Source organism: Halolamina pelagica, assembly GCF_001307315.1.
GTDB classification, from domain to species: Archaea; Halobacteriota; Halobacteria; order Halobacteriales; family Haloferacaceae; genus Halolamina; species Halolamina pelagica_B.
Genome location: NZ_LGUC01000001.1, coordinates 1965309 through 1986677, shown reverse-complemented (window position 1 = coordinate 1986677; position 21369 = coordinate 1965309). Strand labels below are relative to the sequence as shown.

18 protein-coding genes and 4 pseudogenes are annotated in these 21369 nt (G+C 70.5%); 14 read left to right on the top strand and 8 right to left on the bottom strand.

Annotated elements, in window-relative coordinates:
- The first annotated feature begins 1 nt into the window (after position 1).
- The 4 genes and pseudogenes from SY89_RS10330 (at position 2) to SY89_RS10315 (ending at position 3502) form a co-directional block, all read left to right on the top strand.
- Positions 2 to 1129, top strand: a complete 1128-nt coding sequence (locus tag SY89_RS10330) for an ABC transporter ATP-binding protein (RefSeq protein WP_054584157.1) — start codon at positions 2 to 4, stop codon at positions 1127 to 1129.
- Positions 1126 to 2474 (top strand): annotated as a pseudogene (locus SY89_RS10325) (ABC transporter ATP-binding protein). The gene SY89_RS10330 and the pseudogene SY89_RS10325 overlap by 4 nt, the downstream one beginning before the upstream one ends.
- On the top strand, positions 2474 to 2947 hold the full coding sequence (locus SY89_RS10320) for a DUF7555 family protein (protein WP_054584156.1): 474 nt from the start codon (positions 2474 to 2476) through the stop codon (positions 2945 to 2947). The pseudogene SY89_RS10325 and the gene SY89_RS10320 overlap by 1 nt, the downstream one beginning before the upstream one ends.
- Positions 2948 to 2986: 39 nt before the next feature.
- Positions 2987 to 3502 (top strand): DUF7529 family protein, encoded by a 516-nt coding sequence (locus tag SY89_RS10315; RefSeq protein WP_054584155.1) that lies wholly within the window; start codon positions 2987 to 2989, stop codon positions 3500 to 3502.
- 1 nt (position 3503) lies between these two features.
- On the opposite strand, the gene SY89_RS10310 is transcribed toward SY89_RS10315, so the two are convergent.
- The 6 genes and pseudogenes from SY89_RS10310 to SY89_RS10285 all read right to left on the bottom strand — a co-directional run bounded on the left by SY89_RS10310 (position 3504) and on the right by SY89_RS10285 (position 9876).
- On the bottom strand, positions 3504 to 3797 hold the full coding sequence (locus SY89_RS10310; RefSeq protein WP_080506671.1) for a helix-turn-helix transcriptional regulator: 294 nt from the start codon (positions 3795 to 3797) through the stop codon (positions 3504 to 3506).
- 182 nt (positions 3798 to 3979) lie between these two features.
- Positions 3980 to 4813, bottom strand: a complete 834-nt coding sequence (locus tag SY89_RS10305) for a rhodanese-like domain-containing protein (protein WP_054584154.1) — start codon at positions 4811 to 4813, stop codon at positions 3980 to 3982.
- Positions 4814 to 4858: 45 nt separating this feature from the next.
- Positions 4859 to 5517: pseudogene (locus tag SY89_RS10300) on the bottom strand (cyclase family protein).
- The gene (locus SY89_RS10295) at positions 5514 to 7073 is read right to left on the bottom strand and encodes an amidohydrolase (RefSeq protein WP_054584153.1); all 1560 of its coding nucleotides are present in this window, start codon (positions 7071 to 7073) and stop codon (positions 5514 to 5516) included. Before SY89_RS10295 ends, SY89_RS10300 begins: the two are co-directional and overlap by 4 nt.
- 55 nt (positions 7074 to 7128) lie before the next feature.
- Positions 7129 to 8583: an MATE family efflux transporter gene (locus tag SY89_RS10290; protein WP_054584152.1), complete on the bottom strand. Its 1455-nt coding sequence runs from the start codon at positions 8581 to 8583 to the stop codon at positions 7129 to 7131.
- 102 nt (positions 8584 to 8685) lie between these two features.
- The gene (locus SY89_RS10285) at positions 8686 to 9876 is read right to left on the bottom strand and encodes an MFS transporter (protein ID WP_054584151.1); all 1191 of its coding nucleotides are present in this window, start codon (positions 9874 to 9876) and stop codon (positions 8686 to 8688) included.
- Positions 9877 to 9963: 87 nt separating this feature from the next.
- Between SY89_RS10285 and SY89_RS10280 the strand changes: the two genes are divergently transcribed.
- On the top strand, positions 9964 to 10527 hold the full coding sequence (locus tag SY89_RS10280) for a DUF5683 domain-containing protein (protein ID WP_054584150.1): 564 nt from the start codon (positions 9964 to 9966) through the stop codon (positions 10525 to 10527).
- Here SY89_RS10280 and SY89_RS10275 read toward each other — a convergent pair.
- Positions 10524 to 10736 carry a hypothetical protein gene (locus tag SY89_RS10275; protein WP_144427186.1) on the bottom strand — a complete coding sequence of 71 codons (213 nt, stop codon included), beginning with the start codon at positions 10734 to 10736 and terminating at the stop codon, positions 10524 to 10526. The two genes, SY89_RS10280 and SY89_RS10275, sit on opposite strands and share 4 nt — an antisense overlap.
- Before the next feature lie 88 nt (positions 10737 to 10824).
- Between SY89_RS10275 and SY89_RS10270 the strand changes: the two genes are divergently transcribed.
- Entirely contained in the window at positions 10825 to 11862 is a 1038-nt protein-coding gene (locus tag SY89_RS10270; RefSeq protein WP_080506669.1) for a Gfo/Idh/MocA family protein, read from the top strand.
- Positions 11863 to 11869: 7 nt separating this feature from the next.
- On the opposite strand, the gene SY89_RS10265 is transcribed toward SY89_RS10270, so the two are convergent.
- Positions 11870 to 13126 carry an MFS transporter gene (locus SY89_RS10265; protein WP_054584147.1) on the bottom strand — a complete coding sequence of 419 codons (1257 nt, stop codon included), beginning with the start codon at positions 13124 to 13126 and terminating at the stop codon, positions 11870 to 11872.
- Between the two features lie 196 nt (positions 13127 to 13322).
- Between SY89_RS10265 and SY89_RS10260 the strand changes: the two genes are divergently transcribed.
- The 8 genes and pseudogenes from SY89_RS10260 (at position 13323) to SY89_RS16600 (ending at position 21309) form a co-directional block, all read left to right on the top strand.
- Positions 13323 to 13871, top strand: a complete 549-nt coding sequence (locus SY89_RS10260) for a gluconate 2-dehydrogenase subunit 3 family protein (protein ID WP_321163903.1) — start codon at positions 13323 to 13325, stop codon at positions 13869 to 13871.
- Positions 13872 to 13902: 31 nt separating this feature from the next.
- Positions 13903 to 15510, top strand: a complete 1608-nt coding sequence (locus SY89_RS10255; RefSeq protein WP_054584146.1) for a GMC family oxidoreductase — start codon at positions 13903 to 13905, stop codon at positions 15508 to 15510.
- A gap of 85 nt (positions 15511 to 15595) precedes the next feature.
- Positions 15596 to 16756, top strand: a complete 1161-nt coding sequence (locus SY89_RS10250; RefSeq protein WP_054584145.1) for an alpha-1 4-glucan-protein synthase — start codon at positions 15596 to 15598, stop codon at positions 16754 to 16756.
- Entirely contained in the window at positions 16749 to 17672 is a 924-nt protein-coding gene (locus SY89_RS10245; RefSeq protein ID WP_394325737.1) for a type 2 periplasmic-binding domain-containing protein, read from the top strand. The genes SY89_RS10250 and SY89_RS10245 overlap by 8 nt, the downstream gene beginning before the upstream one ends.
- The gene (locus SY89_RS19635; RefSeq protein WP_394325736.1) at positions 17606 to 17929 is read left to right on the top strand and encodes a type 2 periplasmic-binding domain-containing protein; all 324 of its coding nucleotides are present in this window, start codon (positions 17606 to 17608) and stop codon (positions 17927 to 17929) included. The genes SY89_RS10245 and SY89_RS19635 overlap by 67 nt, the downstream gene beginning before the upstream one ends.
- A pseudogene (locus SY89_RS10240) lies at positions 17929 to 19592 on the top strand (ABC transporter permease). The gene SY89_RS19635 and the pseudogene SY89_RS10240 overlap by 1 nt, the downstream one beginning before the upstream one ends.
- Positions 19589 to 20793: pseudogene (locus SY89_RS10235) on the top strand (ABC transporter ATP-binding protein). The pseudogenes SY89_RS10240 and SY89_RS10235 overlap by 4 nt, the downstream one beginning before the upstream one ends.
- A complete protein-coding gene (locus tag SY89_RS16600; RefSeq protein WP_054584144.1) occupies positions 20794 to 21309 on the top strand; it encodes a hypothetical protein in 516 nt (171 codons plus the stop codon). It abuts the pseudogene before it with no gap.
- Positions 21310 to 21369: the final 60 nt, after the last annotated feature.

Sequence of the window (21369 nt, the reverse complement as noted above, 5' to 3'; positions counted from 1 at the left end):
GATGGCTGCCGATCCGTCGCGATCGGCCGCCGACGCCGGGGCTGCCGCGGAGGCCGGCGACGACCGCCTGCTGGAGGTCGAGAACCTCCAGACCGTGTTCCACACCGAGCGCGAGACGATCCGCGCCGTCGACGGCGTCTCCTTCGGGATCGCCGAGGGCGAGACGCTCGGGCTCGTCGGCGAGTCCGGCTCGGGGAAGTCCGTCACCGCTCGCTCCATCATGGGGCTGGTGGACTCGCCGGGCGAACTCCTGCCCGACAGTTCCATCCGGTTCGACGGCCGGGAACTGACCGGGCTGAGCGAGAAGCAGTACGAGCGCGTCCGCGGCGGCGGCGTCGCGATGGTGTTCCAGGACCCGCTGTCGACGCTCAACCCCGTCTACACCGTCGGCAACCAGATCGAGGAGGCGCTCTCGCTACACCGCGGGCTCTCGGGCATGGACGCCACCGAGAAGGCGATCGAACTGCTGGAGGACGTGGGGATCCCGGACGCCGCCCGCCGGGTGTCTGAGTACCCCCACGAGTTCTCCGGCGGGATGCGCCAGCGTGCCGTGATCGCGATGGCGCTCGCGTGCGATCCGGATCTGCTGATCTGTGACGAGCCGACGACGGCGCTGGACGTGACGATCCAGGCCCAGATCCTCGAACTGCTCGCGGAGCTCCAGGAGGAACACGGGCTGGCGATCCTGTTCATCACCCACGACATGGGCGTCATCGCGGAGGTCTGTGACCGCGTCGCCGTCATGTACGCCGGCGAGGTCGTCGAACAGGCGCCGGTCGTGGAGCTGTTCGAGAACCCGCGCCACCCCTACACCCGGGGGCTGCTGCGCTCGATCCCGAGCACCCAGCGCGGCGCGGAGCGGCTCGAGACGATCGAGGGCGAGGTGCCGACGCCGAACGCGCCCGCGACGGACTGCCGGTTCGCGCCGCGCTGTCCCGAGGCGTTCGACGCCTGCCGGGAGGTCCACCCGGAGGCGGTCCCCGTCGCGACCGAGGGCGTCGACGACCACACCGCCGCCTGTCTGCTCTACCCCGAGGACGAGCCCCGGGAGCAGGCGGTCGATCGCCATGCCGGCGAGGCCGCACAACCCCACGTCGGTGCCGACGACGCCGGAGGTGATTCGCGATGAGCCAGCAGGAGCGCGGGGCGACCGGGCTCGCCGGGCTGGACTGTGACCCCGGCGAGACGCTGCTCTCGGTGCGTGACCTCCGGACGTACTACGAGTCCGGCGAGCTCATCGGGGGCCAGCCCGTGAAAGCCGTCGACGGCGTCAGCTTCGACGTGAAGAAAGGCGAGACGCTGGGCATCGTCGGCGAGTCGGGCTGTGGGAAAACCACGCTCGGTCGGACGCTGGTCCGGCTCGAAGCCGCCACGGGCGGCGAGGTCCGCGTGGGCGACGACGACGTGACCCAACTCTCCGGCGAGGACCTGCAGGCGTGGCGCCGGAACGCCCAGGTGGTGTTCCAGGACCCCGAGTCCAGCCTGAACGACCGGATGACCGTCGGCGAGATCGTCCGCGAACCGCTCGACGTCCACGACTGGGGGACGCCCGCCGAGCGCCGCGCTCGCGTGCGCAGCCTGCTGGAGAAAGTCGGCCTGCAGGAGGAGCACTACTACCGTTACCCCACCAGTTCTCCGGTGGCCAACGCCAGCGCGTCGGCATCGCCCGCGCACTGGCCTTGGAGCCGGAGTTCGTCGTGCTCGACGAGCCCGTCTCCGCGCTGGACGTGAGCGTCCAGGCCCAGATTCTGAACCTCCTGATGGACTTACAGGCGGAGCTGGGGCTCACCTACCTGTTCATCGCCCACGACCTGAGCGTCGTCGAGCACATCTGTGACCGCGTCGCCGTGATGTACCTCGGCAACGTGATGGAGCTCGGCCCGACCGAGGAGCTGTTCGACGACCCGGCGAACCCCTACACACGGGCGCTGCTGTCTGCCGTGCCCGAGCCGGATCCGACCGCCGAGATCGACCGGATGACCCTCCGCGGAACCCCGCCGAGCCCGCGCGACCCGCCGACTGGCTGTCCGTTCTCGACGCGCTGTCCGGTCAAGATCCGCCCCGAGGGGTTCGAGGCGGTCGACGACGAGACGTGGGAGGCGATCGAGGTGTTCCGGGAGACGCTGCGGGCCCGCGGCCGTGCGGAGCGCTCGCTCTCGGAGCGGGCCAGGGGGCTCCTCGGCTTCGAGACGCGCTTTGCCACCGTCGACGAGGTGGTCGACGAGCTGTTCGCCGACCGGGAGCTACCCGGATCGATCCGGGAGCCGGTCGAGCGCGCGAGCGATCTCGCCCGCGACGGCGACGAGGACGCCGCGCTCGAGCACCTCCGTGCGGAGCTGGGCAGCGTCTGTGACCACGAGCAGCCGACGGCACACGGCGTCGACGCTACGGGGCGTGAGAGCCGCTGTCACCGCCACGACGACGAGTACGACGAGCCCGCGGCGGTCGGCCCGTCCGTCGGCGACGCGGAGTGATGAGCGACGACTGGCGCCCTCCAGGCCGCCCGCCCGCGGACAGCGGCGCGCGCTTCCGACTGCGCCAGGCCGTCGACGCGCTCGTGTACGGGCTGGCGTTCACGCTGGTCGTGTTCGTCGGCAGCGGTGTCGTCTCGTTCGCGTTCGGCGTCGGCTGGTTCGGGGTCGAGCTGGTGCTGTTCTTCCTCGGCGTCTCGCTGCTCGCGTACGCGGCGTTCCAGCTCCGGCCGGCCAAGCGCTGGGACGTGAAGTTCGAAGAGGAGGGGTACCAGATCGTCCGCCCGGACGAGAACGGCCGCGTCGTCGGGAGCCGCGACGAGTCCCGCTTCCAGGCGGCCGTCCAGCGCGTGCCGCCGCTGCCGACGCTGGGGCTCGAACCCGAGGCCCGGCTCTCGCCCGCAGCGAAACTGTTCGTGGCGGCGGCGATGCTGTTGCTGGCGTCGCTGGGGCTCGAGATCGTCGTGTTCTGGTGAGGGAGAGGGTTTTTCCCTTCGCTTCCCCCGATTCCGCACATGACCCGTGACGACGCCGTCGAGGAGGCCGATCACGAGACGCGGAGGGAGGGGAGTGTGGCCGCCGTCGAGGACGCGCGCCGCCTGGCCGACGAACGACGCGAGAACGGCTGGGAGGCCGTCGTCGTCCCGGCGGTCGACACCGCGCCGGTGCCCGAGGACGCCGACCGTGGCTACTCGGGGTTCGTCCACGTCGTTCCCGAAAGCGTCGCCGACGCGGTGTCGGCCGCCTGTGACCGCGCCGCGTTCCCGCAGTACGACGCCTACCGCCGACAGGTCGGCGGGGAGTTTTTCTTCGTCGTCGAACTGCTCGACCCGGCGACCGAGACCGCGCTCCTGATCGCCGGCACCTACCGGTCGACGGACGCGGTGCCGCTGTATCGACAGGCCAGCCGGGAGGGCGTCGTCCGGACCCACCTCAAACGGCTGAACGGCGAGCGCCTCGGCTCGGTCGAACACGAGTCGATCGAGAAGCTGTTCCCCGAGGGGATCGAGACGCTGGCCGGCAGAAGCTGAGTCAGTCCCCGCTCGCGGCGCCCTCGGCCGTCTCCGCCTCGGCGGCGGCGTGATCGGTGTCGGGGCTGTTCGCGGTGTACACTCGCTTGCGAGCGTCTTTCAGGCAGATCTCTTCGGTCACCAGGCCCGCCGACTCGAGTCGGCCGAGCGCGTCGCGCACGGTGCGACCGGCGAGCTGGGTCTCCTCGGTGACCTGACTCTGGGTCATTCGGTCGTGCTCCTGCAGCACGAGGTGGACCAGCTTCGCGCTGGGCGGAAGGTCGGCCATCTCCGCCTCCGTGGCGACGTCGCTCACTGTCGCCCCTCGCTGCTGGTAGTTGTCGGGCGTCCGGTCGTCGCGGGGCCGCAGTCTCGATCAGCCCAATCGGAATGTTCTCGCGCACGGATGCCCGTATGCGCGCGCGACCCTTAAGCCGTTCTTGACCCTGAGGTAACCGGGTGACACGGGTGTTACCGGGTTGGCGGGCCGCTCGCCGCTCACTGAACCGTGCCGTCGGCGAGCTCCCCGAGCGGGTCCGTGCGCGTAAAGGCCGGTGTCGTGATCTGTACGGGCGTCTCGGCGTCGACGTCGGTAAAGCGCAGGTGGATCGAGAAGCGCCCGTCGTCGCCGACCGGGGCCGCCTCGTACTGGCGGCCGACCGCCGCCCACGCGTACGAGCCCGCGTACGCCGGGTCGATCTCGCCGTCGATGAACCACTCCGAAACGTCCGCGGCGGTGGCGTCGCCGAACGTCGTCCCGGCCATCGGGTACGCACGGTCGGACCACTCGTAGAACCCCTCGTCGATGACGTACACGTTCTCGAAGCCCGCTTTCTGGAGTCCCGCGGCCCGCACCGAGGAGAGGTGGTGGGGACAGCCACAGTAGGCGACGACGCGATCGTCGGCCGGCCACCCCTCGATGCCGCCGCCGGAGGAGCCCTGCTGGGCCGGCGAGAGGACGCTCCCGTAGAGGTGCGAGCGCGTGTACTGGTCCAGCCCGCGCGCGTCGACGAACCGTGCGTCCGCGCGGCGGAACCACGCGATGGCGTCGTCGATCGGGAGCAGCCGGACGGTCTCGTCGTTGACCGAGATCGTCTCCAGGGCGTCGTCGTCGACCTCGGGCGCGGCCGGCGGGTCGGGGAACGACGGCGGGTAGCCGTCGGCTGGATCGTCGTCGTCGGGGTAGTCGCCGTTCGCGACGAACGTCTCTTCGAGCGTGCCGGGGTGCTCGAACGGTGCGTCCCCGCTGGGCGTCCCGTCGCCGGACGTACAGCCGGCGACTGCCGCCGTCGACGCCGCCCCAAGCGCGGCGAGGTACTCGCGTCGGTTCACACCCCGTGTTCGGCGTCGAGTCCCATACAGGCTTCGTCCGCGGCGTTACGGGCGATCGACGCCGACGGCCCGCACGGGCGCGCCGTCGCCCCCGAGCGCGATCGGCTGAGCGCGGAGTTCGACCTGCGACGGGACCGCCGCGAGGTTCGTGAGGTTCTCGAACACGAGCAGCCCCTCGCCCAGCAGCGCGTGGTGGGCACCGAAGGGGTCACGATCCCCGAGGTCCATCTCCCCGCTGCCGGCGGCGTCGGGTCGGGGCTGAACGCGTCGATCCCGACCGCGAGCTCCCGCTCGGCGCAGCGCTCGGCGGCCACGACCGAGAGGTACGGGTGGTCCCGGTAGCGCGCCTCGCCCCAGTACTGGTCCCAGCCTGTCCGGAAGAGGACGCAGTCGACATCCGGGGCCGGCTCGGCCGCCGGCACGCGCCCGGCGGGGATCGGTTCGCGGGCGTCGAGATCGCTGCAGTCGACGACGACGGCGTCGCGGACGAACGCCGACACTGGGTAGGCGTCGAGCGTCGCGCCGTCGGCTTCGGTGTGTGCGGGGGCGTCGACGTGGGTGCCGGTGTGGCTCCCGCAGGTGAGTCGGCTGACCCGGCAGCCGTCTGCCGCGAACGTGTCGGCGGCGTCGACGGTGACCTCGGGATCGCCGGGGTACACCGGCATGCCGGGCTCGATCGGGTGGGAGAGGTCGTGGAGCGTCATCGGTCGTCGTAGACCACCGTGCCGTCGACGATCGTCAGTTCGACGCCGATCCCGTCGATGGAGTCCGGGACCTCGTAGGGGTCGGCGTCGAGGACGACGGCGTCGCCGAAGCGCCCGGGTTCGAGGACGCCCTTTTCGTCCTCCCGGAACTCGGCGTAGGCGGCACCGCGGGTGTACGCCGCGAGCGCCTCGTCGACGGTGAGGCGCTGGCTCTCGTGTGGTGAACCGACGGCGAACCCCATCCCGTAGAGCGGTCCCGGCGGCATCTTGTCGCTGCCGAACGCCAGCGGGACGCCGGCGTCGAGCATGTCGCGGTAGCGGTTGTTCTCCTGACGCACGTCGGCGCCGAGGCGGTTCTCGTACAGCCCGTCGTCGCCGTTCCACTGCAGGAAGTTCGGCTGCATCGACGCGACGATGCCCGCGTCGGCCATGCGCTCGATCGCCTCGTCGGTCGCGAGCTCGGCGTGCTCAACCCGGAGCCGCGGGTCGACGCGGTCGTCGTACTGCTCCAGGGCGCGCTCGTACTCGTCGATCACGATGTCGATCGCTTCGCCGCCGATCGCGTGGGTCGCGATCTGCTGGTTCGTGCGGGCGGCGTGGGCGAACCACTCCCGGAGCTGCTCGCGGTCGTTGACCATCTCGCCGAAGCCGCCGCCGTCGAACTCGCGGTGGGTTTTGGCGGTCTCCGAGCCGATCGAGCCGTCCGAGAACGTCTTGAGCCCGCCGAGGCGCAGCCAGTCGTCGCCGAAGCCCGAGGCGAACTCCAGGTCCGAGAGCGACTGGGCCTGCCACTGCGGGACGTAGAACGTCGTCCGGAGGTTCAGGTCGTCGTCGCGCCAGTGGGCGAACAGCGCCTCCTGCTGGACGGAGCCGTGGTCGCGAACCCGCGTGAGTCCCGCGACCGTCTGGATCGACGTGACGCCGAGTTCGTGGTAGCGGTCGATCGCGGCGTCGAGCGCCTCGCGCGCCTTGGGCACGTCGGGGTACGACGCGGCGCGCACGCGACCGGTGGCGTCCTCGACGACCCGGCCCGTCGGCTCGCCGTGTTCCTTCCGCACGTCGTGCTCGACGCCCGAGAAATCGACCGCCTCGAGCCCGCGGCTGTTGAGGGTTGCCGAGTGGCCGTCGACGCGCACGGCGACGATGGGGTGGTCCTCGGAGACGGCGTCTAGTTCGGCCCGGGTGAGGTAGCCGCGTTCGCCGGCGGGCCAGGTGCTCTCGTCGTAGCCGAAGCCGAGCACCCACTCGCCCGCCGGCGTCGAGTCGGCGTTCGCCGCGAGCAGGTCGATCGCGGCCTCGCGGTCGTCAGCCGCCGAGAGATCGGTCTCCAGCAGGCCGATGCCGACCGAAAACACGTGCGTGTGGGCGTCGTTGAACCCCGGCAGGACTGTGCGACCGTCGAGGTCGACCTGTTCTGCGTCGCTCGCCGCCGCAGCGACCGTCCCGGCGTCGCCGACGGCGGCGACGCGGCCGTCACGGAACAGCACCGCCTCGGCGGTCGTCCGGTCGTCGTCGAGCGTGTGGACCGTCCCACCGCTGAGCAGCAGTTCGGACATACAGGGCGACTGGGTGGCGCGGGGTTAAGCGTTCCCACGGGGTCGATCTCCGGGGTCAACCGGCGGCGCCGCCCTCGTCCTGCTCGGGCCGGATCTCGCGACTGATCTCCTTCCACTTGCCGCTGTTGAACCGCCAGTAGTTGATCGCCGCCGGCACGGTCGTCTCCGCGAGGAAGGCGAGGTACACCCCCCAGATCCCCAGCGGCGTGACGGAGCCGATGTAGATCAGTGGGATGGAGGCGCCGAACATGCCCAGGAGCTGGCTCAAAAACGGCACGCGCGTGTCGCCGCTGGCGTCGAGCGGGCCGATCGAGGAGCCCGAGATCCCGCGGAACAGCATCGCGACACAGGCCGCGTAGATCAGGCTCACCGCGATCGGCTCCGTCGCCGGCGGGGAGTCGGGGTTGATGAACAGGCTCACCATCGGCCGGGCGAACACGGCGGCGATCAGCGCCGAGACGGCGTACGTCGCGACCGAGAACCGGATGATGTCGCGGCCGTACGCCTCCGCGAGCGCCTCCTTCCCCTGGCCGAGCGCCTGCCCGGTGAGGCTGGAGGAGGCGAGGCCGAACCCCCAGCCGGGCGTGTTCATGATCCCCCAGATGCGGCGGGCGACGACGAACGCCGCGAGCGTGCCGTCGCGGTAGGTCCCGAGGATCCCGAGCATCGGGAACTCCGCGGCCGTCCAGACGAGGTTACGCGCGCCGACTGGGGTGCCGATCCGGACGAGATCTTTCAGCGTGTCGCCGTCGACGTACGTCCCGACGGGGTTGATCTCCACCGGGAACTGGCCGAAGCCGGGCGCGCTGCCCCGGGAGAGCCCGATCGCGAACGCGCCGACGGCGAACACGTTCGAGAGCACCGTCCCCAGCGCCGCGCCGGCGACGCCCCAGCCGAGGACGATGATGAACACCGCGTTCAACGCGATGTTGACGACGGCGCCGCCGGCCCGGACCTGCATCGCGGTGTAGGCGTCGTCGGCGCCGACGAGCACGCGGCTGCCGACGAGGTTCAGCCCGGCGAAGGGGATGCCGAGCCCGACGATCTGCAGGTAGCGTGCGCCGTACTCGATCTGGGTCGGGTCGCTGTTGATGAGGCGCACGAGCTCGGTCGGGAACAGCCAAAACACGACCACGACGGGCAGGGAGACCACGACGACCAGCACCGTGCTGGCGCGGACTGCGAGCCCGAGCTGTTCGTAGGCGTCGGCGCCGTAACGCTGGGAGACCAGCGCGATCGTCCCGCCCGCGACCCCGCCGCCGATGGCGAACGCCAGCCCCCAGAACGGGCCGGCGACGCCGACGCCCGCGATCGCGTCGGCGCCGAGCACCGCGCCCACCATCGCCACGTCGGCGGCGTTTTTCGACATGCGGGCGACGCCAGTGACGATCCGGGGCCAGGCCAGATCGGCGGTCTCGACCGCGCGCTCACGGTCGATCAGCCCGGCGCGGGCGAGCGCCAGCCCGATGTAGAGGATCGGAAGCCGGAGGACCGCGGCAGTACGGGACACCGTCCCGGCGTTCTAGCCCGACCGCGAAAGGGTTTACCCATCCTGCCGGGCTCGCCGGCTTCGACAGCGCCGGGGGCGCGTCGATACCCCGGCGCAGTCAGGTCACTCGGCGACGGGCGTCGACAGCAGGTGGACGATAGCCGCCCCGACCACCAGCAGCCCGCCGGCGGCCGCCAGCGCGATCCCCGGCGAGAGCGCGTCCGAGAGCAGGCCGCTGCCGAGTTGGAACGGGATCACGCTCAGCCCGCTGACCATCGACATCGCGCTCAGCGTCGTCGCGCGGCCGACCGCGTCGATGCGGTCGTTGACGTACTGGCTCGCGAACACCCGCGTCGCCTCCGACAGCCCGCGGATCAGCACGAACGCGAGGAACGCCGACACCGGGAGCACCCACTGGCCGACGAGCAGCAGGCCCACGCCGAGAGGGACGGCGACGAACCAGCGCCGGAGGCCGACGGTCTTCCGGATCCACTCCGCACGGTAGGTGAACCCCGCGGCCGCGAGGCTGATCGCGGCGTAGTACCAGCCCAGCAGCGTCTCCACGTCGCCCAGCGGGTAGCCAGCCGCCACAGCCTCGATCCGGGGCTGAAGGAAGATGAAGGCGAGATACGTCGCCGCCGAGAACAGCACGTAGTAGAGCACGAGAAACGCCCGGAGTCGCGGATCCGCAAACGCCGCTCGCACGGTCTCGAGGCTGGCTGCGAGCGTCGTGCGGTCGCTCGGATCCCCGGCGTCGGCGCTGTCGTCGTCGGCGGTCAGGAGGATGACGGCGCCGACGCCCGTTACCGCGGCGGCAGCGAAGAAGGGGTAGGCGAGTTCGACCGACGCGAGATACCCGCCGGCGACGGCGGCGAGCACGCCAGCGGTCAGCGCGAACGACTCGCCGCGGCCCCGCAGATCCGAGAACGACTGGCCGTCACCGACCAGCGAGTCGTAGATCCACGCGTCCTCGGTGCCCGAGCGGAACGTGTAGCCGAGCGACCAGCAGACGTACAGCGCGAGAAACGCCGGGAACGGGTCGGCCAACCGCCCGGCCAGGCCGAGCCCTGCCAGGGTGAGTGTGATCACGAGGGTTCCGAGCACGAGCCCGTTGCGTCGGCCGAGGCGATCGCCGAGATAGCCCGTCGGGATCTCGCCGGCCACCGTCGTCACGTTGTAGGCGGCTTCGAGCACGGTGATCTGGAAGAACGAGAGCCCCGCGCTGGCGAAGTAGAGATACATGATCGGCCGGTACAGCTCCACCGCTTTCGTGGCTTTGTAGGCGTAGTATCGGGCGACAGCGGTCGAAGCCATCGCTCCTGCTGAGACACCCTATCGTAGAAAGGGTTCGGTGTTCGGCAGGCCACAAGAGCTACCCGCAGTCGAGCCCACTGTCGGAGTATGAGCAACAGTGACGACCAGACGGCCGAGGACGAGGGTGAGGCAGTCGCCGACCAGGAGGCGTCGGCCGCCGAGGAGGCCGAACCAGTCGCCGACGGGGCTGAGACTCCCACGGGCGAGGCCGAGTCACCCGTCAACGAGGGCGAGCCAGCCACGGACGGCGACGCCACGACGAGTGCGGATGCGGACGGGTCGTCGACGCCCGGGGCGGGCGAAGTGTACTGTCGTGACTGCGGCGCGGTGATCAGCGAGAAGGCCGAGATCTGCCCGGAGTGTGGCGTGCGCCAGCAGTCGCCGGAGTCGTCGCTCGACGCCGTGATCGAGGTGCTCACCAACGGCGAGAACCCGTTCGTCGCTGCGGTCTACTCGGCGATCCTGCCGGGGCTGGGCCAGTTCTACAACCGCGAGCCCAGCAAGGGTGCGGCGATCATCGTCGCCAGCTTCCTGTCGGTGCTCTCGATGGCGGTGCTGATCGGGTTCGTTCTCTACCCGGCGGTCTGGCTGTACGCGGTGTACGACGCCTACGTCGTCGCCGACGGCCGCGAGCCGCCGCTGGGGAGCTAATCGAACAGGACCGCCACCACGAGAAAGAGGCTGTGGTGGATCACGACGCCCCAGAGCAGCGCCGTCGCGATCGGGCCCGGCGGGCGTTCGACGCCGCCGCCGCTCAGGATCACCGCCACCGCGGGCAGGACGAAAAACGCCACCACCAGGTAGGCGGTGGCGTATCGCTCCGGGAGCCGATCGAACACGTCGTGGTCGGTCGCCGACACAGTTCCGGGGTCGCCGCCGTGGGACATAACCCCTCCGGAGCCATGCCGAGTGCCGAAGGCTGAAGCCACCCCGTGCCTTCGATCCGCTGTGTACAACGTCGCAATCGTCGGCTGCGGGGTCATCGGCCACCGCCTCGCCGACGCGTTCACCGAACACGAGGAGACGACTGTCTGGGGCGCCTGCGACCTCGTCGCCTCGAAGGTCGAATCGTTCGCCGCGGAGTACGACGCCGCGGCCTACACCGACTACGAGACGATGGTTTCGGAGCCGGCCGTCGACATCGTCTACGTCGGCGTGCCGCCGACGGTCCACCACGAGGTCGTGGCGGCCGCCCTCGACGCCGAGAAGGCGGTCATCTGTGAGAAACCGATCGCCGAGGACGCCACCGTCGGCGCCGAACTCGTCGCGCTCGAGGAGGCGACCGACCGCCCGACCGCGATCAACCTCCCGTTCCGTTACACGCCCGGCGTCCGAGAGCTGATCGATCGGGTCGACGCCGGCGAGATCGGCGAGCCCCAGCGCATCGAACTCACGTTCCGGTTCCCCCAGTGGCCTCGCGAGTGGCAGGACGTAGACTGGCTCGCCGGTCGCGAGCAGGGCGGGCCGCTGCGCGAAGTGGGGACGCACTACCTCTTCGGCGTCCAGGAGGCGTTCGACACCATCAACTGGGTGAGCGCCGAGGTCGACTACACCGCTCCCGACCGCTACGAGGAGTCCATTACGGGCTACTTCGGCGTCGACGGGATCCCCGGCACCATCGACCTGCTGACCGACTGCGGCGTCGACGAGCAGAACTCGATGACGGTGGTCGGGACCGAGGGGTCGCTGACGCTGCTCGACTGGTACCGCCTCGCCGAGAGCGCGGAGGGGGAGGAGCAGGCGGTCGTCGTCGACGACCCCGGCGAGAACACGCTGCAGTTGGTCGACGAGTTCGTCGCCGAGTTGGATAGTGAGAGGCGGCAGTCGTCAGCCGCCGGCTCGGATAGTGAGAGGCGGCAGTCGACGGCCGCCGGCTCGGACGGCGACGGCGGCGATCTGGTGAGCTTCGCGGAAGCGAACCGGGTACAGGAGGTCGTCGACGCGATCTTCGCGTCCGAGGGCGAGCGAACTCCCGTCGAGAAGTAGCGCGCCGCTACCGCCGGATCAGCAGCACGCCGATCCCGCTCGCGATCCCGGCGATCAGCGCGAACACGAGGAACAGCACCGTCTGGTTGGAGTACGTCAGGATCGCGCCGGCCAGCCCCGCGCCGAGCGCGCCGACGCCGAAGTTGCCGAGGTAGGTGTAGCCGTAGGAGAGCCCGCGAGCCTCCTCGGGCGTGTACTCGGCGACGGCGGCCTGGTAGATCGGCTGGACGACGAACATCGCGAAGCCGAGCACCGCGCTCACCGCGAGCAGCGGCGCCGCGCCCATCGACGCCAGCGGGAGGAAGATCACCGCGAGCACCGCGAGGCTGCCGAAGGCGTAGGCGATCCCCTTCCCGGGCGAGAGGTAGTCGGTCAGCCGGCCGCCGACGTACTGGCCGGCGATCCCGACCGCGAGCAGCCCCGAGTAGACGTAGTTCGCGGGCTCCTGGGGTTCGCCGGCGATGTCGATCGGCTGGAACGTCTCCAGTCCCGCGAGCAGTTCGGGCAGGAAGGTGAGCACGCCGCGGTAGTAGAGCCCGTTCATCATCACGACGACGAACACGAACGCGAACGCGCTCTTGACAACCATCGCCGACACGCCGAGGAACTCGCCGATCGTGTCCGGCGTATCGTCCTCGTCGGTATCGGACTCGGTGTGGCTCGACTCGTCCACCTCGACGAACAGCACCGCGCCGGCGACGACGAACGCCGGCACCGCGAGCACGGCCGCGACCGTCTCCCAGCCCATGAACGCCAGCATCACCGTCGTCGCCAGCGGGCCCGCCGCGATGCCGATGTTGCCGGCCATCCCGTGCAGCGCGAAGCCGCGACCCTGCTCGGAGACGCCCTTACTGATGAGTGCGAGCCCGGCGGGGTGGTAGACGCTGGCCGCGGCGCCCCACAGCACCAGCGCGATCGCGATCGCCACGACCGCGGGGCTGGTCGAGAGCACGGGGAGCCCGTCGAGGGCGCTAGCGGCCGCGGAAGGAGCGACCGAGAGCACGAGGAACGAGCCACCCATGCCCGCCAGACAGAGCGCGATGAGTTTCTTCGAGCCGTAGCGGTCCGCCAGCACCCCGCCCGGCAGCGCGCCGATGCCGAACAGCGCCATCCCCACGGCGACGACGATCCCGAGCTCCGCCGTCGTCGTCGCGAACTCGGCGAGCCAGATGCCGACGAGGATGGGTACCGAGAGTTCGTACGTGTGGACCAGCGCGTGGGCCGTGCCCGCGAGCCCGACGATCCGCCGGTCGTTTCCGTCCATATGCTTCCTGCCGATGCGGACTGGCTTCAAAGGACGGATTCGCCGCGCCGCTCGCCGTCGCCGAGCCGGGTCGTGAGCTGTCGGCTCAACAGAACCTCGAACGGCCCCGCCGCCACCCACCGGCAGCGAGATCGTCGTCGAGCGTCGGCGGAAGGACCACAACGCTCTTGTTTAGGCCAACCAAAACCCGGAGTAGATGCGGCTCACCCGACGGGATGCACTCGCGGCGCTGTCGGCGGTCGGTGCCGCCGGCGTCGCCGGCTGTTCGGCGCCCGACACGGAGGGAAGCGACGACCCGACGACGAGCGAGCGGGACGCGCCGGAACTGGCCGACGACGACCGCGAGACGCTGGTGGCGCTCGCGGACGTGCTCTACCCGAGCGAGGTCGAGAACGTCGCCGAGTTCGTGGACGCGTACGTCCGTCCGCGTGTCAGCGGCCGCCCGGCGCACGGGCGCGGACTGCTCGACGCGATCGAGACGCTGAACGAGTACGCACAGACCCTCGAAGGCGAACGCTACGCCGCGCTCGACGCCGCGGAACGGGAGGAACTGCTGACCTACATGGCCGTCGACACCGCCGACCCCGACCCCCACGGCGACGACGACGAGCGCGTCCGCTACTACCTGGTGAACGACCTGCTGTTCGGCCTCTACGCGTCGCCGACGGGCGCCTCGCTGGCCGGACTGGAGAACCCCCGGGCCACCCCGGCGGCACTGCGAGCTACCAACAGGGCCCGGCGGTGACGGACAACCGCGGGAAGCAGCGGGGGCCGGAATGAGCGGGACACAGTCGTCCCAGGATCGGACGCCGACCGAGAACGCGGACGTGTGCGTCGTCGGCGCCGGGCCGGCGGGCGCGCTCGTCGCCGACCGGCTCGCGAGCGCCGGCCACGAGGTGGTCGTCCTCGAAGCCGGCCCCCGATTCGACCCCGAGGAGCGCGAGGAGCGCATGGAGACTCACCTCCGGCCCGGCGACGACACGCCGATCTGGGGGATGGGCGGGCCGCGGGACGCCTACACCTCGGCCGGGGATCGGTTCTACCCGCTCAACGCCGCCCGGGTGAAAGGCGTCGGCGGCTCGACGCTGCACTGGCAGGGGATGGTGATGCGGATGCACGAGCAGGACTTCCGGCTCGATTCGGCGGTGGGCGTCGCCGAGGACTGGCCCATCGATTACGACGATCTCCAGCCCTACTACGCGGCCGCGGAGGCGGCGCTCGGGGTCGCTGGCGCGTCGGACAACCCCTTCGCGCCGCCGCGCGAGGAGCCACACCCGCTGCCAGCGTTCCCGCCCTCCCACAGCGACTCGCTGTTCGCGGACGCCTGCGAGGAGTTGGGCATCGCCACCCACTCGGTCCCGAACGCACGCAACTCCGAGCCGACCGAGGAGGCGGGCGCCTGCGTCGGGTACGGTACCTGCCGGCCGGTCTGTCCCTCCGGCGCGAAGTACGACGCGACCCGGCACGTCGACAGCGCACAGGAGCAGGGCGCCCGAGTGATCGACGAGGTACCGGTCCAACGGCTCGACCACGACGACGCCGGCGACCGCGTGACTGCGGCCGTCTACGTCACTCCCGAGGGCGAGGAGTACCGGCAGGAGGCAGACGAGTTCGTACTCGCCGCTGGCGGCGTCGAGACGCCGCGGTTGCTGCTCCTCTCCGAGAGCGAGCAGTACCCCGACGGGTTGGCGAACAGTTCGGGCGCGGTGGGGCGATACTTCATGGACCACCTGTTCGCCGGCGCCGGCGGGCGGCTGGACCAGCGGACCCGACAGAAGCACGTCGGCTTCAACACCACCGAGAGCCACCAGTTCTACGACCGCGAGGACGCGAGTCGGGGGGCGATCAAGCTGGAGTTCCTCAACTACGCCGGCCCCGCGCCGGCGGACATCGCGATGGGTGCCGAGCAGTTCGGCGACGACCTGTTGGATCAGGTCCGCGAGGGGTACGGCAACCACATCGCGATGGGCGCGCTGGTCGAACAGTTCCCGCGCGCGGAGAACCGCATCACCCTCGACCGGTCGCGGACCGACGACCACGGCAACCCGGTCCCCGAGGTCGTCTGGTCGCTGGATGAGCGCACGCGCCGGACCATCGAGCGCGCCAACGAGATCCAGCGCGCCGTCCTCGAGGAGTTGGGCGCCGACATCGAGTGGGTCGTGGGCCCCGACTCGACCGGGCCGGCGTACCACCACATGGGCACGACCCGGATGGGGGCCGACCCCGAGTCGAGCGTCGTCGACACCGACCTCAGAACTCACGACCTCGGCAACCTCACGATCGCCGGCAGCTCCGTGTTCGTCACCGGCGGCGCGATGAACCCGACGCTCACTATCGCCGCGCTGGCGCTGAAAGCCGCCGACGCGATCGACGCTCGGCTCTGAGCCGCCGTCGCTTCAGCCACCCGACGGGTTTTGGCCGACCGAAAAACCGGCAGGGTTTTAGGACTCCCTAAACAATCGACGGGCAATGAGTAAGCAGGACATCTGCGTGATCGTCCCGACGATCCGGGAGTGGGAGTGTATGGAGGAGTACATCGCGAACGCCCGCGACCACGGGTTCGATACGGACCGCCTGTTCGTCGTGCTCGTCACGGAGGACTTCTGTGACACCGACGGGATGGCGGCGATGCTCGACGACCTCGGCGTCGACGGCGCCGTCTTCGACGGCACCGCCCGCGAGGAGTGGTTCGCCGAGCAGGGCGCGAGCGAGTACAGCCACCTGATCCCCGAAGCGAGCCACGCCCAGACCTCGTTCGGGCTCCTCTACATGTGGGCGAACGAGCGCTTCGAGTACGGCGTGTTCATCGACGACGACACGCTGCCCCACGACGAGGACTTCTTCGGCACGCACATGGAGAACCTCGCCTACGAGGGCGAGATCGAGGCCCGGGAGTCCGACGAGTCCTGGGTGAACGTGCTCGCCGACGCCGACGCCGACCTCTACCCGCGTGGCTACCCCTACGCGGCGATGGACGAGGAACTCGAGCGCGAGCCCACCCGCGTCGACGACGTCGTCGCTTCGCAGGGTCTTTGGACCAACGTCCCTGACCTAGACGCAGTGCGAATCCTGATGGACGGCGACCTGCAGGGGCAGGCCCAGAGTCGGACCTCCCGAGCGGACTTCGGCGAGGACTTCGTCGCCGCCGAGGGCCAGTACCTGACGGTCTGTTCGATGAACCTCGCGTTCCGCCGCGAGGTGATCCCGGCGTTCTACCAGCTGCCGATGGACGACAACCGCTGGGACGTGGGGCGCTTCGACGACATCTGGTCGGGGCTGTTCCTCAAGCGCGCCTGCGACGTGCTTGGCAAGCAGGTGTACAACGGCGGCCCGCTGTGTGAGCACAACAAGGCCCCGCGCTCGACGTTCGACGACCTGCAGAACGAGGTCGCCGGCCTCGAACTCAACGAGCACGTCTGGGAGGTGATCGACGACGCCGCCGCCGACGCGAGCTCCTACCGCGAGGCGTTCGCGTCGATGGCCGACGCGCTGGCGACCGGCGAGTTCACGGAGTGGAACAACGGCGAGTTCCTGAACTACTGTGGTGAGTACATGAACGACTGGCTCGACTGTCTGAATACGCTCGAACAGCCCGCCGCGGACACCGTGGAGGTGCCCGCCGATGACTGAGGGACCGACCTCCAAGCGTCGCCGCCGCCTGCTCGCGAGCATCGCGAGCGCCGGCCTCGTCGGTATCGCCGGCTGTGGCGGCGGTGGCACCGAAACCGAGGGCCCCGGTGGCGACGGCACCGACACGCCGGCTGACGGGAGCGAAACCATCGGCGACCCCGAGTTCTCGGAGTTCCGCGGCTCGGGCGCGCTCGCGGAGGGGCGCGAGGAGATCAGCGGCACCCGCATCCGCGACCTGCCGAACCTCGAAGGCGAACTCACGATCTACCTCGGCGGCGGGGAGGGTGGCCTCTACCGCGACCTGATCAACAAACTCGAGGAGATCTACCCCGAGTTCGAAGCGACGCCACGGGCCTCCGGCACCGCCGACGCCGCGAACACCCTCATCAGCGAGGGGGCGGCGACGCCCGCGGACGTGTTCTGGTCGGTCGACGCCGGCTCGCTGGCGGCCGTCGCCGCCGAGGACCTGACGACGGAGCTCTCGAGCGACGTGACTGACCCCGTACCGGACGAGTTCCACCCCAACAGCGAGTGGGTCGGCACCGCGGGCCGCGCACGAGCGATCCCGTACAACACCGAGGCGCTCGACGAGAGCGAGATCCCGGACGACGTGATGGAACTGCCCGACTCGGGCATCGCGGGCGAGATGGGCTGGGCGCCGACCTACGGCGCGTTCCAGGCGTTCATCACCGCGATGCGGCTCACCGAGGGCGAGGACGCCACCCGGCAGTGGCTGCAGGGATGGTCGACGCCGGCGTCACGGAGTACGCAAACGAGTTCTTCGTCTCCAACGGCGTCGCCGACGGCGAACTCCAGGCCGGCTTCGCGAACCACTACTACCCCCTCCGCGTGCAGGCCGCGCGACCGAACGCGCCGATCGATCTCGCGTTCACCAGCGGCGACGCGGGCGCGCTGATCAACGTCGCCGGCGCCGCGGTGCTCTCGGCGAGCCCCCAGCAGGAGCTGGCGTCGAACTTCGTGCGCCACCTGCTCTCGGCCGAAGTCCAAGAGTACTTTGCCACCCGCGCGTACGCCTACCCGATGATTCCGGGCGTCCCGCCCGTCGGTGGCCTCCCCCGTATCGACGAACTCAACCCGCCGGAGTTCGACCTCGCCGAGCTGTCGAACATCGGCCCCACGGTGGACCTCATGCGGGAGGTGGGCGTGCTCTGATGGGCGCCATCGGCGACGCCGCGGCCGAGTCCGCGGGGGTTCGCCAGCGACTCCGCCGCTTCCTGGGGCTGGACGACGACGGCGTGTCGACGCCACTGGTCCTGCTTTCCGGGGCGATCGCCGCCGCGGTGCTGTCGCCGCTGGTCTGGCTGTTGCTGCGGGCGAGCGAGGTGCCGACCGACGAGGCGCTCTCGCTGATCGGCTCCTCGGGCGACGTGTTCGCCAACAGCCTCGCGCTCGTCGCCGTCGTCACGACGGCCTCCGTCCTGCTGGGCGTGCCACTCGCGGTGCTGACCGTCCAGACCGACCTGCCGTTCCGGCGGTTCTGGACCGTCGTCATCGCGCTCCCGCTGGTGATTCCCAGCTACGTCGGCGCGTTCGCGTACATCTCGGCGTTCGGCCCCGACGGGGCGCTCGCCGACGCGTTGGCGCCCTTCGGGGTCCAGATCCCCGAAGTGTACGGGCTGGGCGGCACCGCGCTGGTGCTGACGCTGTTCGTCTACCCGTACGTGTTCCTCACCACCCGGGCGGCGTTGCTCTCCTTCGACGAGACGCAGTTGGAGGCCGCCCGGACGCTCAACGTCGGCTACCTCTCGGCGTTCCGCCGGGTGATCCTGCCGCAGATTCTCCCCGCCGTGACCGCCGGGGGCTGCTCGTCGCGCTGTACGCGCTCTCGGACTTCGGGACGCCGTCGATCATGCAGTACGACGTGTTCACGCGGATGATCTACGTCGAACTCAACAGCTTCGGCGACGGCCGGAACAACGCGACGCTGCTGTCGCTCCAGCTGCTCACCGTCACCGCCGTCGTCGTCGCCCTGGAGTCACGGATCGGCAGCGGCGAGGACTCCGGCTACGGCGCGGCGTCGTCGTCGACCGCGATGATCCCGCTGGGCCGGCTGCGCTGGCCGGCGATGCTGCTGCCGGCGCTGGTGTCGACGTTCACGCTGGCGCTCCCGGTCGGCATCCTGACGATGTGGTTCGTCCGCGCGGAGGCGCTCGAGTACGACGTGGGGGGCCGCGCGTTCGAGTGGGGGTTCGCGCTCAACTCCGTCTACGTCGCCGCGCTGGCGGCGGCGGCGACGCTCGCGCTCGCGATCCCGGTCGCGTACTACTCGGGGCGCTCGCGGGCACGGTTCGCGTGGCTGGCCGAGCGCGCGACGTACCTCGGCTACGCGATGCCGGGGGTCGTGCTCGCGCTCGCGCTGGTGTTCTTCAGTAGCAATCAGCTGGCGGAGTGGTTCGGCCCGGGCGCGGCTCGGGCCGTCTACCAGTCGCTCCCGCTGCTGGTGTTCGCGTACGTGGTGCGCTTCCTCCCGCAGGCTGTCGGCGCCTCGCGGTCGTCGGTGCTCGGCGTCGACCCCGCGTTGCTCGGCGCGGCGCGCGTACTCGGTGAGCCGCCGCGGCGGGTGTTCCGCCGCGTGACGCTGCCGCTGATCGCGCCGGGCGTGCTCGCAGGCGCCGCGCTCGTGTTCCTCACGACGATGAAGGAGCTCGACACGACGCTGATCCTGCACCCGACAGGGTTTACAACGCTGGTGACCTACATCTGGCGAGTTCAGGAGGGCGGCTACTACGGCCGGGCGGCGCTGCCGGCGCTGGTGCTGGTGGTGGTGTCCGGGCTCTCGATGATCCCCCTCCTCGTTCAGGGACGCGACAAATGAGCAACCAACCCACATCCACGACCGACGGGCCGAGGGCGAAGCGAGCAGCCGACCGCACGGACTCGACGGTCGCCGACGCGGACGCGGTGCTGGAGCTCTCGAACGTCGTGAAGGAGTTCGCGGGCGAGCGGGCCGTCGACGGCGTCGACCTCGCGGTCAGGGAGGGCGAACTGCTCACCTTACTCGGCCCCTCCGGCTGCGGGAAGACGACGACCCTGCGCACCATCGCCGGCCTGGAGTCGCCGAGCGAGGGAACGGTCCGGGTCGCCGGCGAGATCGTCGCCGGCGACGGCCGGGAGATCCCGCCGGAGGAGCGCGACGTGGGGATGGTGTTCCAGGAGTTCGCGCTGTTCCCCACCTCTCGGTCGCCGAGAACGTCGCGTTCGGCCTCGACGACCCCGACAGCGAGGCCGCCGATCGCCGGGTCACGCACCTGCTCGATCTCGTCGGGCTCGACGGCTACGGCGACCGCTCGCCGACCGAGCTCTCGGGCGGGCAGCGCCAGCGGGTGGCGCTCGCGCGCTCGCTCGCCCCGGAGCCCGACGTGTTGCTGCTGGACGAGCCGTTCTCGAACCTCGACGTGGCGCTGCGGGTCGAGATGCGCGAGGAGGTCGCCCGCATCCTCAACGAGGCCGGCGTCACCGCGGTGTCGGTCACCCACGACCAGGAGGAGGCGCTCTCGATCTCCGACCGCGTCGCGGTGATGTCCGACGGGCAGATCGAACAGGTCGGTAGCCCGGCGTCGCTGTTCGAACACCCCGAGTCCCGCTTCGTCGCCTCCTTCCTCGGCCAGGCCAGCTTCGTCCCCGGCAAGATCACCGAAAGCTCGGTCGACACGACGATCGGCTCCTACGGCCGCGACCTGCTGGAGGGCGTGACCGACGAGTACGTCGGGGCCGAGGTCGACGTGCTGGTCCGGCCGGACGACCTCCGACTCAGCCCCGCCGACGGCGAGGCCGGCCCGATATCCGCCGAGACCCAGCCGGTCACGACGGCCGACGGTGGGACGTCGGTCGCCTCCGCGGACGGCGAGGTGGTCCAGCGACAGTACACCGGGCCCTCCTTCGTCTACCACGTACAGCTCGACGACGGCCCCGTGGTTCGCTGTCTCCACAACCACGCCGAGGAGGTCGAGATCGGCGAGCGCGTGAGCGTCCGACTCGTGGCCGACCACACGCTCGCGTGGTACCCCGCAGCGTAGATGTCCAGTCGGGCCTCGTTCTCCGCGTCGCTGCCTCCATCACTCTCGACTGTCGTCGCCAGCGCCCGTGACCGACTGGACCGCGGGCGAGTCGCGATCCTCCTGCTCGCACTCGTCGCCGCGGTGGCGTCGTTCCTGATCGCGACCCGGGTGTTCCCGTACCACTCGATCAACCACGACGAGGGCGTCTACCTCCAGCAGGCCGAACTGCTGCTCTCGGGCCGGCTGTTCCTCCGCCCGCCCGTCGACGGCCCGTTCCGGCCGTGGTTCTTCGTCGAGAGCGGGCGGGGGCTGTACTCGAAGTATCAGCCGGTCCCGGCCGCGGTGTTCGCGCTGGGCCGGCTCCTCGGCGGCTACCCGCTCGCGCTGGCGGCGATCGCCGCCGGCGTCGTCGGCGGCACGGCCGCGCTGGCCCGTGAACTGTTCGACTGGCGCGTCGGCGCCGTCGCCGGCGTCCTCGTGCTGGCGTCGCCGCTGTTTCTGGTTCAGTCGGGGTGTACCTCCCCTACGCGCTGACGGCGGCGCTGGAGCTCTGCTTCGCCGTCGCCTACCTCCGCGGGGAGCGTACCGGGAGCC

Coding starts and splice junctions, on each gene's coding strand:
- SY89_RS10330 (WP_054584157.1), top strand. CDS start 2: ATGGCTGCCGATCCGTCGCGATCGGCCGCCGACGCCGGGGCTGCCGCG.
- SY89_RS10320 (WP_054584156.1), top strand. CDS start 2,474: ATGAGCGACGACTGGCGCCCTCCAGGCCGCCCGCCCGCGGACAGCGGC.
- SY89_RS10315 (WP_054584155.1), top strand. CDS start 2,987: ATGACCCGTGACGACGCCGTCGAGGAGGCCGATCACGAGACGCGGAGG.
- SY89_RS10295 (WP_054584153.1), bottom strand. CDS start 7,073: ATGTCCGAACTGCTGCTCAGCGGTGGGACGGTCCACACGCTCGACGAC.
- SY89_RS10285 (WP_054584151.1), bottom strand. CDS start 9,876: ATGGCTTCGACCGCTGTCGCCCGATACTACGCCTACAAAGCCACGAAA.
- SY89_RS10280 (WP_054584150.1), top strand. CDS start 9,964: ATGAGCAACAGTGACGACCAGACGGCCGAGGACGAGGGTGAGGCAGTC.
- SY89_RS10265 (WP_054584147.1), bottom strand. CDS start 13,126: ATGGACGGAAACGACCGGCGGATCGTCGGGCTCGCGGGCACGGCCCAC.
- SY89_RS10260 (WP_321163903.1), top strand. CDS start 13,323: ATGCGGCTCACCCGACGGGATGCACTCGCGGCGCTGTCGGCGGTCGGT.
- SY89_RS10255 (WP_054584146.1), top strand. CDS start 13,903: ATGAGCGGGACACAGTCGTCCCAGGATCGGACGCCGACCGAGAACGCG.
- SY89_RS10250 (WP_054584145.1), top strand. CDS start 15,596: ATGAGTAAGCAGGACATCTGCGTGATCGTCCCGACGATCCGGGAGTGG.
- SY89_RS10245 (WP_394325737.1), top strand. CDS start 16,749: ATGACTGAGGGACCGACCTCCAAGCGTCGCCGCCGCCTGCTCGCGAGC.
- SY89_RS16600 (WP_054584144.1), top strand. CDS start 20,794: ATGTCCAGTCGGGCCTCGTTCTCCGCGTCGCTGCCTCCATCACTCTCG.